The sequence below is a fragment of the Arthrobacter sp. HMSC08H08 genome, assembly GCF_001807575.1.
Lineage (GTDB): Bacteria > Actinomycetota > Actinomycetes > Actinomycetales > Micrococcaceae > Pseudoglutamicibacter > Pseudoglutamicibacter albus.
Map to the genome: position 1 here is coordinate 41,027 of NZ_KV789399.1, position 10,667 is coordinate 51,693.

The window sequence follows — 10,667 nt, forward strand, 5'->3', positions numbered from 1 at the left end:
CGCTTGTTGCGTGCCAGCTACACCACCCTGCTCTAGCCGCTGCCGGCCGCGCGGATCGCGGCGACCGCATCGAGCCCCCGCTGGCGTAGCCGCTGGGAGCGTTCAGAGAATGCGCGTTGCCGTTCAACATATTCGGCCTTGCCGTGCGCGGTTTCGATCCGGATGGGTTCGAAGCCCCATTCACTCAAGTCATAGGGTGAGGCCTGCATGTCCATGATGCGGGTCTCCCACGCGAGCTCGAAAGCGTCCATGATGAGCCCCGAATCCACGAGTGGCGCGAGCTTATACAGCCACTTATAGACGTCCATCCCGGCGTGCAAACATCCAGGCTGTTCAAGCTCAACCTGTCGCTCCCGCGTAGGCGTGAGCTGGTTCAGCCCGCGAGCCTGCGGGGCATAAAACCGGAAAGCATCAAAATGCGTGCACCGGATCTGGTGGGTCTCAACCACCTCATCGGTGCCGGTGGAACCCAGCCGCAACGGAACATAGTCGTGGCGCACACCGTTCTCTTCCGACTTATACGCCATAGCCCACTCGTGCAAACCAAAACACGAAAAACTCCCTGGCCGCGCCGCGACCGCACTGAAGATCGTGTCCGCGAAGTCCACCATCCGTCCCCGAGCCGCCACGAATTCCGCGGCATCCACCGTAACGCCCGGCCTCCCGCTGCCACCGGCATCCTCAACCACCGAATAAAACCGCCACCCAGACCGCTGCGCTACCGCATCGTCGCCTAACAACACCACGCCGGGGCCGGGATGCCAACGTTCCAGCTGCGCCGGCGGGAACGAGTAATACGTGAACAAGAAGTCATAGACCGGGTGGGTCTGCTGCCGCGCTCGCCGTTGCCGGAACGGCTCGGTGTATGCGCGGGCGCGTTCGGCGTGAGCGTGCTCGCGGGCACGCCACTGGTCAGGATAGAGCAAGGTGGGCATACATCCATTGTGGACGATGCGGCCCCGGCCAGCGCTCGCGGCAGCTACCAGCGGGTGCGGATGCGGCCGATCGCGTGGTGTCTGCGTAGACTCATCAGTTGGTATCAGTTGTTGCAAACCGTTGGTTTGCGGTTCTCAGGAGCATCATGTCGTTTTTGCCTCTGACGGCCCCTGCCGAGTTGCGGGCCGCGCTTGAATCCACCGAAACCCGTACCGAGAAGGACTCGCTGGGGACACGTGAAGTCCCGGCGGAGGTTTTGTGGGGTATTTCCACGTTGCGGGCGGTCGAGAACTTCCCGATCACGGGCCGCACCGTGGGTCAGATCCGGGAGCTTGTGTGGGCTTTGGGTGCTGTGAAGCTCGCGGCTGCCCGGGCTAATCACGAGTTGGGCCGGCTTGATGATGCTCGTTGCGAGGCGATCGAGGCCGCGGCCCAAGAGGTCATGGACGGTAAGTGGGATTCGCAGTTTGTGATCGACCGTGTTCAGGGTGGTGCGGGAACCTCAACGAACATGAACGCGAACGAGGTTATTGCGCATCGTGCCCAGCAGATCATCGGGGATGATTCGATTGTGATCAACCCGATCGATCACGTCAACGCCGCCCAGTCCACTAACGATGTGTACCCGTCCGCGCTGAAACTTGCGCTGCATTGGGCGATGCGTGGGCTCATCGAAGAGGTTGGGTTGCTCGCCGAATCCTTCGGGAAGAAGGCTCAAGAGTTCGCGGAGATCACCAAGATCGGCCGCACCCAGCTCCAGGATGCCGTCCCGATGACGTTGGGCCAGGAGTTCGGTGCGTTCGCGGATGCGATGCGTGAAGACGTCGTGATGCTCACTAACTTCATTCCGCATCTGCTGGAACTCAACCTGGGTGCCACCGCGATCGGTACCGGGATTACGGCGCCGGTGGGGTATCGCGAGCTTGTGCTCAAGCACCTGCAGCAGATCACTAAGAACAACGTGATCGGTGCCCGTAACCTGGTTGAGGCGACCTCGGATACGGGTGTTTTCGTGCTCGTATCCGGTGGGTTGAAGCGTACCGCGATCAAGCTTTCCAAGATCTGTAATGACCTGCGTTTGCTTTCATCCGGCCCGCAGGCTGGCTTGAATGAGATCAACTTGCCGCCAGTGCAGGCGGGTTCTTCGATCATGCCGGGCAAGGTCAACCCGGTGATCCCGGAGGTCGTGAACCAGGTCGCGTTCCGCGTGGTCGGTGCTGATACCACGGTTGCGATGGCGGTTGAGGCCGGTCAGATGCAGCTCAACGCTTTCGAACCCGTGATGGCTGATGTTTTGTTCGATGCGATCGATTCCCTGCGCGCGGCATGTGCGACGTTGCGGTTGCGTTGCGTGGACGGGATCGAGGCGAACGAGGACGTGCTTTCGCGGCGTGTGGCTGAGTCAGTGTCCGTGGTGACTGCGCTTTCGCCGCTGATCGGCTACGAACGTTCCGCTGACCTCATGAAACAGGCGCTCGAAGAGAACGCGTCCATCATTGACCTCGCGGTTCAAGAAGGCGTGCTCGATGAAGCCACCATTCGCCGCGCGATTGCTGACGCAACCGGCCACACCCAAACCGTGGAGTAAACCGCGCCCTCAACGACGATGCAGAGGCCATGTTCACGGATCGCGTTGAGGCTATGTGGAGCGACGCTAGGGGGCTCATGCTTGAGCTTCCCACCAACTTCCCACTCAACATAACACTGTGGGAAGTTGGTGGGAGGTTAAGTGGGAAGCTCGGTAGTGCCGGGCTTTCTTGGCTGAATGACTATGTTGTGATCCGGTAGCGTTGCCGCGGGCTTCGTAACGGTTCAGTGCGCTCGACGACACCTTCGGCGATGAGTTCGTTCACTGCTTTTTGGACTGCTGTACGGCTTAGTTTTGTGCTCTTGACGAGCTCAGCTGTGGAAGCAGAGACTTGGCTCTTGAGAGCGGTGAGCACTTGGTCAAAGGCGCTTGCATAGCGCTCTTTCTCCGCCACTCTTCGCCGGTGGAAAATAATGGTGAAGCTGTCTAGCCGGTTGATGTACTCAGGTGGCGGCATGAGGGCATCGGCGAGTGAGCGTTGAATGACTGCGATGCCCGTGCCCCTATTTTCAGCAACGACACCTGCCTCGCCGTCATCGTCGTGAAACTTCACGTCCTCGAGGAATGCAGAGAGACGTTGGTTTCTAGTCGAGCTCACGCCTGGCTTCCCTAAGTTTCTAACGGTAACGCCTCCATATAGTCCTCCTGGACTGGTGACTTCGAGACGATCAACGAACATATTGATCTGTACCTGGCTGCCTTGCGCGAGCGGGGAGTAATCGCGGTGCATGAGTGCATTTACGAGAGCTTCGCGTACTGCGACAGGCGGATAGTCTGGCAAATCTGAGCGGTACTTTTCCCCGATGAGCGCGGCAGTGCGCATGTTTTTTCTGACGACTTCAATGCCTTCATCAACGAGCTCCGGAATGGTGCCGGTGAAAGTTTTGCTGTCTAGGAGACGAATCCCCTCAGTAACAGAGCCCTTCGTTGTTCCAGGGAAGTTAGCAAATGTCACCGTAAGGCGCGGATAAAACTCCTGCGGATATTCGCCCATGACAAGCAATGACGCCAGGGTTGGGTGTCCGTCTTTGAGGATACGCAAGCGTTTCATTGCGGTTTCGAGGCCATCGTTGAAGGTTTTGGGACGACGCTTGCGTTGAACGCTAAGGTAGGCGTTCACGGTGCCTGAATGCAGGTCTTCAGGTTGTGCATCTGTGACTGACTGTTCGTCCCATTTAGGTTGGGTTCGCTCCTCAACGAGGCGGTCGACTTCGTATTGCGTAAGCCGTATGTCACCGTCGGCAACCCGTATATAGCTACCGCCATATCTTCCCTGGTCAGTTACGTAGCAAGGCTTGTCTTCGGAGGTCATTTCACTGACTTCCGCTACAACAACTAAGGAGTTCTCAAAGGGCACTGTGTCGATGAGTGGACGTATTGGCGGTGTGGTTTGGGCGCATTGGGTTTCTAGCGCGTCCTGAGCTTTTGCGGCATCGAAGCCCTCCACCGGCAAGAAGCCGTTTGACTCATCGAGCCCAAGGATGATGAGGCCGCCGTTTGCGTTCGCGAATGCGCTGAGAGTTTCGCGAATCGACTTGCCCACATTGCTTTTGACCTCGGTTGGTTGGTTGTCTGTTCCCACCATCCGCAGTGTGTGGACGATTGACTCTAAGCGTTCGGTGTCCATTGAGTGCTCACTAACTTCCCACTTAACTTCCCACTCAACATAACACTGTGGGAAGTTAAGTGGGAAGCTTCTGGGAAGTTCTTAAGAGCGCGTGCGAGAACCGAACCGCGCGGCGAGCGGCAGGGAGCTTAGCGGCCTGTGCCGCCGTAGACCGTGGCTTCCTGTTCGGTGTCGAGTCCGAATGCGGTGTGGATCGCCTCGACAGCTTTGGCGAGTTTGTCTTCGTGGGTCACGATCGAGATGCGGATCTCCGAAGTGGAGATCAGGTCAACGTTGATGCCGGCCTCGTGCAGGGCGCGGAAGAACGTCGCGGAGACGCCCGCGTTGGAGCGCATCGCTGCGCCAACCAGGGAGACCTTACCGATCTTGTTGTCTTGTTCGATGTCCTCAAAACCGATCTCGGTCTGGGCTTCACGCAACGCGCTCCCCACGCGGTCGCCTTGAGTCTTCGGTACGGTGAACGTGATGTCAGTCTTGCCGGAGCCTGCGGTGGAGACGTTCTGGACGATCATGTCCACGTTCGTATCCGCCTGGGCGATGACCTCAAAAATGTGGGCGGCCTTACCCGGGATGTCTGGGACGCCGATCACGGTGACTTTCTCCTCGGAGAGGTCATGAGCTACGCCGGCAACAATCGGTTGTTCCAATGGTTCCCCCTCCGGGAGTTGGATCTTGTCAGAAGCGTCAGGGACAATCCAGGTCCCCTCATTGTGGCTAAAGGACGAACGCACGTGAATCGGGATACCGAAACGCCGCGCATACTCAACGCAGCGCAAATGCAGGATCTTCGAGCCGTGCGCGGCAAGCTCCAGCATCTCCTCGCTCGAGAGCGTATCGAGCTTCCGCGCATGGTGAACCACGCGCGGATCAGCAGTGAAGACGCCGTCCACATCCGTGTAAATCTCGCACACATCGGCATCAAGGGCCGCAGCGAGCGCAACCGCGGTCGTGTCAGAACCGCCGCGGCCCATCGTCGTAATGTTCTTCGATTCCTTCGACATGCCCTGGAAGCCAGCCACGATCGCGACTGAACCGAGCTCAACCGCGCGGCGGACACGCGCAGGGGAGACCTCGACGATGCGGGCCGAACCGTGCAGTGCGTCAGTGATCATCCCGGCCTGCGAACCGGTGAAGGAGACAGCTTTGCCGCCTGCCGCTTCGATCGCCATAGCGAGCAGAGCCATGGACATGCGTTCGCCAGCGGACAGCAACATGTCCATTTCGCGGGCGGGTGCCTTGTCAGTGATTTCGGCGGCCAGATCCAACAGCTCATCAGTCGTGTCACCCATCGCGGAAACAACAACGACAACATCGTTGCCGGCTTCGCGGGTTTCCAACACACGGGCGGCGACTCGCTTAATACCTGCGGCATCCGCAACGGAAGAGCCGCCGTATTTCTGCACGATCAGAGCCATGAGCGCCTTTCGCTAGTCGATGGGTGCGCCTAAGCCATGCCGGCACCCCAGGGAAGTGTTGTGTTTCAGCCTACGGTGCGCAGGCATGGCACACACAATAAGTGACGCGCGTTGCAGCGGGTATCGTAAGAACATCAAGTGTGACGCATGCAACAGAGGTTAAATGGGTGACGAGTCAAATATTTCGTGCCAGAGACTCTCAGATCCCAGGATTTACCCTATCTTTGACTATTATCTTTACCGGGGGACGCTTCAAAGGTGATTTGTTCCCGTGGATTAGGATTGGTTACGTCTTAGTTGCGGCCGATCTGTACTTCATTCGACACGACACGATCGACACCAGCAGGATCGACACAACAGGACAGGGGCGTAAACGCGATGGGTAGCAGGGAAGACCTTCCTCAGCCATTCGGTCTAGAAATCACGGCTAGCCGGCTCGACGGGCGAAACGTTGCGGGGCAACTCACGTTCGATCAACCCGCAGAACGCGTCTCAATCCAGGTAGCAAGCCTGCGCCACCGCAAAGACCACGTCTTAGTCACAGACACCGTGGGCCAAAGCTACATGTTGGATCCCGAGCAGATCGTGTACGCAACCCGACTGCAAGCGGACCAGCACCTGTTCCACATCCTGGCCGCTCTCAACAATATTCAAGACGAGCTCGAGCGCGGCTGAGCGCGGCTCGATTCGGTTGTGCACGCGCCCCTTCCGGCTCACGCTAGTGAGTGCGGCTGAGCCGTCCGGCCGTGCGACCGGTGCGAGACTGGGCCGCACGGTGCTGGCTACCCGCTGGGCCCCATCGGCCGGTTAGTTGATCGTCGCCCGCTTAGTTGATGAGTGAGCGGCGGCCTTCAAGTGCTCGCCCGAGCGTGACTTCGTCCGCGTATTCCAGATCCCCGCCCACCGGTAGTCCGGATGCGAGCCGGGACACTTTGACGCCGATGCTTTTGAGGATCCTCACCAGGTACGTTGCGGTGGCTTCGCCTTCAAGGTTCGGGTCCGTTGCGATGATGAGTTCCTGGATCGCATCATCCGAGAGCCTGGTGAGTAGCTCCTTGATGTGCAGCTGATCCGGGCCAATACCGGCCATCGGGTCGATCGCGCCACCCAGTACGTGATACCGGCCGCGGAATGCGCGCGTCCGTTCGATCACCATGACGTCCTTCGATTCCTCGACAACACAAATGGTGCTGTCGTCCCGGTTAGGGTCGCGGCAGATCGCGCACTTTTCGTCTTCGGTGATGTTGAAGCACACTTCGCAGAAAGACACTTTGTCTTTGACAACCTTGATCGCGTCCGCGAGCCGCCGCATATCCTCTTTGTCTGCTTCCAGGATGTGGAACGCGATGCGTTGAGCAGACTTAGGGCCAATGCCGGGTAGACGCCCGAGCTCGTCGATGAGGTCTTGGACGGCGCCTTCGTACACGGTGCACTCTCCTGATGGTTGCGGTGAGGCGAATCAGCGACGGTGGGGTAGCGGATTGCCTTCGAGGTCTGTTTCTTCGATGAGCTTCGCGTTGAGGATGTTCTCGAACGCGGCACGCCCGAACGAGACCGAGTTCTCGAGCTGTTCATCATCCTCGCTCGGAACAAAGTTATGCTCTTCAACGGGCGCCGGCGCTTGCGGCGGTGGGGCACCCCAGCCTGGAGCTGGAGCCTGGCTGTTGTTCTTGCTTTGCGCGAGCAACTGTTGATAGCGACTGAGCTTCCCGCCCGATGGCGGCGTTGGGGGCGCAGGCGCAGGTGTTGAAGGGGTCGGGGCCGACGATGGGGGTGGCGCCGCTGGTGACGTTGCAGGTGGTACTGGAGCAGCAGGTGCTGAGGATGGTGGCGCGGGCGCTGCCGGTTGTGGTGGCGCTACGGCAGGCGGAGCCGGTGCCGCTGGCGCCGCCGATGGTGCAGGCGCGGATGATGGTGTTGGCGCAGCGGGCGCCGCCGCAGGTGATGAGGCAGCCGGCGTGGGAGCGGTGGGTGGCTCTGGAGCGGGAGTAGCCGGAGGTTCTGGCTGAGGCTTCGGCGCATCGGCCAGCTCCTTATCGTGCCGCGGCGACTCTTCGTAGGGCGGCTCTTCGTAGGACGGGTCGTCGTGCCGCGGCGCGTCCTCGTACTGCGCTTCTCCGTAGGCCGGCTCTTCGTGCGGTGCTTCGTGGTGCTGTGGTTCTTCCGCGGCCGGAAGGTTGTTCCGGCCGTCAGCTTTTGGGCCGGCATCGCCGCCTTCAGCGACGTCGATGTCCGGTGTCACTCCTATCACTGCACTGATGGAAGCCTTGAGTGTTTCGGCGGCATCGGCACGGTTGCGGAACGCGTTCATCGGGCCAGGATTGCTGAACCCGAGGGTGAGAGTCTTCCCGTCATAGCCGGCGACCGAGACGTCTTGCTGCAGGATCGACCACACGAACCTGCGGTTCTGTTTGACGTTCTCGAGGATCTGCGGCCACGCCCTGCGGAACATCTCAACGGAACCCTCGGAACCTGCCGCGGGCCGTTCGGGTTGCTGTGCAGGTTCAGGCTCGGTTGCCGGTGGAGTCTCCGGAGCAGGTTCAGGAGTATAAGCGGGCTCGGAGGCAGAGGCAGGTGCCGGCGTGGCAGCAGGTTCGGGAGTAGGCGCAGCTTCCGGTTCGCGTGCCGGGGCTTGTGCGGGCGTGGGCTCCGGCGTTGCTTCAGGTGCCTGCGCAGGCTCGGGTGCCGATTCCGGTGCTGGTGCGGCTGGTTCTGTTTCCTCTGTAGGCGCAGGTTTCTGCGCAGGTTCAGCCGAAGCTGGCGCGGGTGCGGCTGGGCGGGGTGCAGCCGGTGTAGCCTGTGCAGCCGGTGCCGCTGGCTCTTGCATCTGGCGAGGCTCAGGATTTTGTGATGGCTGAGGCGCGGCCGGAGCCGAGTCCCGCAGTGCGGCGCGCGCGGCGGCAGCACCACGTCCCGCAGCCGGTGCCGCATCATTGGATGCCGTTGCGGGTGCCGGTGAAGATGGGCCGGCTTGCGCATCGGACTGTGTGGTTTTCTTATCTGGTGCGGGTGCAGGGGAGGCGCTGCCAGCTTCCATGGGGCCGCCGCTGAAGCTCAAGTGGCGTTCCACACGGTCCATGCGGGCGGCGAGGCCACGCTCGGTGTCATCGGTGGACGGCAACAATAGGCGTGCGCACAGGAGCTCAAGATGCAGGCGAGGGCTTGTTGCGCCGGTCATTTCGGTGAGCGCGGCGTTGGTGATGTCGCCCCACCGAGACAGCTCTGCCGGGCCTAGGCCGGAGGCTTGGGTTGCCATCCGCTGGATCTGGTCTTCGGGCACGCCGTGCAGAACATCGGAGGCGTTCTCGGGGACGGCGCGCACCAGAATGAGGTCGCGGAAGCGTTCCAGAAGGTCCTCAACAAAACGGCGAGGGTCCTGGCCAGACTGGATCACGCGGTCCACGGCCGCGAACACGGAAGCGGAATCGTGCGCGGCCAACGCATCCACCACATCGTCCAGAAGCTCACCGTGGGTGAAACCCAACAGTGCGACAGCGAGGTCGTATGAGATGCCGTCATCACCGGAGCCGGCCATGAGCTGATCGAGGACGGAGAGTGTGTCGCGGGCGGAACCGCCGCCGGCACGCACCACGAGAGGCACTACCCCGGGTGCGATCGCTACATGCTCAACATCAGCAAGATGCTGCACATATTCAGTCATGGGTTCCGGCGGGATGAGCCGGAAAGGGTAGTGGTGGGTGCGCGAACGGATGGTGCCAATGACCTTCTCAGGTTCGGTTGTCGCGAAAATGAACTTGATGTGCTCCGGCGGCTCTTCCACGATTTTCAGCAACGCGTTGAAGCCGGCCGAGGTCACCATGTGGGCTTCATCGATGATGAAGATCTTGTAGCGGTCGCGTGCAGGAGCGAAGGATGCACGCTCGCGTAGCTCGCGGGCGTCATCCACACCGCCGTGGGAGGCGGCGTCGATTTCGATTACGTCAAGGGAGCCCGAGCCGCCCGTCGCAAGATCGCGGCAGGACGGGCATTCGCCACATGGATGCGAGGTGGGGCCGTTCTCGCAGTTGAGGCAACGGGCGAGGATGCGTGCCGAGGTCGTCTTACCGCAGCCGCGGGGCCCAGAGAACAGGTACGCGTGGTTGACACGGTTCTTATCCAAAGCCACTTGGAGCGGTTTGGTCACGTGATCTTGCCCGATGACGTCTTCGAACGTGTCGGGTCTAAACCGGCGGTATAGCGCTGTGCTCACCCCACCAGACTACCCAGAGACCACAGCAGACCCCTAGCAAAGGGTGCACGATGGTGGCTGAATATTCGTTCTAAGCAAACAAAGTGGCGGATGCCTAGACATGGGCGGGTGAGTGTGGAAGTGTCACACATAGAAGACCTCGGGGAGCTACCCCGGTCTCAGCGTGAAAGGAGTATCCCATGAGCTTGGGAGACAAGTTGGAAAACGCTAAGGACAAGGTAGTCGGCGCCGCTAAGGATAAGCTTGGCGATCTGCGCGATGACAAGGGCCAGCAGGCTGAAGGCAAGGCCCAGAACGCTAAGGGCAAGGCCGGCGACGCTGCAGAGGACGTCAAGGACAACCTCAAGTAAGCCTCGCGCTACACAAGTTTGAACGGTAGTTGCGGGCTTCGAATATTCGGCTAGCTGACTACTGGAATATACGGACGAGGGGTTCACGGCGATGACCGCCGTGGGCCCTTCGCTCGTTTAAGTCATCGAGTGTATGCCTGGGCTGTAAGCGAGTGTGTGCGGAGGACGGTGGTTCGTTCGGGCGGAGGGAAGAGTTAAAAGTAACGACCCCTCACGCACCTGCCAGAGCCCACTTACCCTTGCTGCCTTCCGGCCCTGGGGGAGTTCAGCGAGATAACACCACGTGAGGGGTCGCGTATCAGTCTAACTGAGAGGCTAATAGGACGCGAATCAGCCGTGTAGGTGGTCTCGATTGGCTCTTAGCTGTTTAGTTCGCTAAAGTATGTAAAGCCTTGTTCAGGCCTGGGGTCTGAAGTGGGTATCCGAGGAGGATTCGCCTAGCGGCCTATGGCGCACGCCTGGAACGCGTGTTGGGTTCACGCCCTCGGGGGTTCAAATCCCCCATCCTCCGCGTTTGTAATGTGTCGGGACATCGTTCACA

Annotated in this window: 8 protein-coding genes, 1 tRNA gene and 1 other RNA gene; 4 read left to right on the forward strand and 6 right to left on the reverse strand. The window is 60.3% G+C overall.

The genetic code is table 11. The features are described from left to right. Positions 1-32 precede the first annotated feature (32 nt). On the reverse strand, positions 33-935 hold the full coding sequence (locus HMPREF3175_RS07340; RefSeq protein ID WP_070491564.1) for a 3-methyladenine DNA glycosylase: 903 nt from the start codon (positions 933-935) through the stop codon (positions 33-35). 146 nt (positions 936-1,081) lie between these two features. Between HMPREF3175_RS07340 and HMPREF3175_RS07345 the strand changes: the two genes are divergently transcribed. After that, a complete protein-coding gene (locus HMPREF3175_RS07345) occupies positions 1,082-2,524 on the forward strand; it encodes an aspartate ammonia-lyase (RefSeq protein ID WP_070491566.1) in 1,443 nt (480 codons plus the stop codon). A 181-nt stretch (positions 2,525-2,705) separates the two neighbouring features. Here the strand turns inward: HMPREF3175_RS07345 and HMPREF3175_RS07350 are convergent, their stop codons facing one another. Both HMPREF3175_RS07350 and HMPREF3175_RS07355 read right to left on the reverse strand, forming a co-directional pair. Then, positions 2,706-4,151 (reverse strand): ATP-binding protein, encoded by a 1,446-nt coding sequence (locus tag HMPREF3175_RS07350; RefSeq protein ID WP_070491568.1) that lies wholly within the window; start codon positions 4,149-4,151, stop codon positions 2,706-2,708. Positions 4,152-4,279: 128 nt separating this feature from the next. Beyond that, on the reverse strand, positions 4,280-5,566 hold the full coding sequence (locus tag HMPREF3175_RS07355; RefSeq protein WP_070491570.1) for an aspartate kinase: 1,287 nt from the start codon (positions 5,564-5,566) through the stop codon (positions 4,280-4,282). 378 nt (positions 5,567-5,944) lie between these two features. Between HMPREF3175_RS07355 and HMPREF3175_RS07365 the strand changes: the two genes are divergently transcribed. Then, positions 5,945-6,241, forward strand: a complete 297-nt coding sequence (locus HMPREF3175_RS07365; RefSeq protein WP_035756554.1) for a hypothetical protein — start codon at positions 5,945-5,947, stop codon at positions 6,239-6,241. A 151-nt stretch (positions 6,242-6,392) separates the two neighbouring features. Here HMPREF3175_RS07365 and recR read toward each other — a convergent pair whose 3' ends face one another. Both recR and HMPREF3175_RS07375 read right to left on the reverse strand, forming a co-directional pair. After that, positions 6,393-6,992: a recombination mediator RecR gene (gene recR / locus HMPREF3175_RS07370; RefSeq protein WP_070491574.1), complete on the reverse strand. Its 600-nt coding sequence runs from the start codon at positions 6,990-6,992 to the stop codon at positions 6,393-6,395. A gap of 33 nt (positions 6,993-7,025) precedes the next feature. Continuing rightward, a complete protein-coding gene (locus HMPREF3175_RS07375; RefSeq protein ID WP_083289495.1) occupies positions 7,026-9,776 on the reverse strand; it encodes a DNA polymerase III subunit gamma and tau in 2,751 nt (916 codons plus the stop codon). 179 nt (positions 9,777-9,955) lie between these two features. On the opposite strand from HMPREF3175_RS07375, the gene HMPREF3175_RS09995 reads away from it, so the two are divergent. Further along, positions 9,956-10,126 carry a CsbD family protein gene (locus tag HMPREF3175_RS09995; RefSeq protein ID WP_083285302.1) on the forward strand — a complete coding sequence of 57 codons (171 nt, stop codon included), beginning with the start codon at positions 9,956-9,958 and terminating at the stop codon, positions 10,124-10,126. Positions 10,127-10,325: 199 nt separating this feature from the next. Here the strand turns inward: HMPREF3175_RS09995 and ffs are convergent. Further along, an RNA gene (gene ffs / locus HMPREF3175_RS07380) (signal recognition particle sRNA small type) lies at positions 10,326-10,422 on the reverse strand. 130 nt (positions 10,423-10,552) lie between these two features. Here ffs and HMPREF3175_RS07385 point away from each other — a divergent pair. Next, positions 10,553-10,637: transfer RNA gene (locus HMPREF3175_RS07385), tRNA-Ser, on the forward strand. Positions 10,638-10,667: the final 30 nt, after the last annotated feature.

Coding starts and splice junctions, on each gene's coding strand:
- HMPREF3175_RS07340 (WP_070491564.1), bottom strand. CDS start 935: ATGCCCACCTTGCTCTATCCTGACCAGTGGCGTGCCCGCGAGCACGCT.
- HMPREF3175_RS07345 (WP_070491566.1), top strand. CDS start 1,082: ATGTCGTTTTTGCCTCTGACGGCCCCTGCCGAGTTGCGGGCCGCGCTT.
- HMPREF3175_RS07350 (WP_070491568.1), bottom strand. CDS start 4,151: ATGGACACCGAACGCTTAGAGTCAATCGTCCACACACTGCGGATGGTG.
- HMPREF3175_RS07355 (WP_070491570.1), bottom strand. CDS start 5,566: ATGGCTCTGATCGTGCAGAAATACGGCGGCTCTTCCGTTGCGGATGCC.
- HMPREF3175_RS07365 (WP_035756554.1), top strand. CDS start 5,945: ATGGGTAGCAGGGAAGACCTTCCTCAGCCATTCGGTCTAGAAATCACG.
- HMPREF3175_RS09995 (WP_083285302.1), top strand. CDS start 9,956: ATGAGCTTGGGAGACAAGTTGGAAAACGCTAAGGACAAGGTAGTCGGC.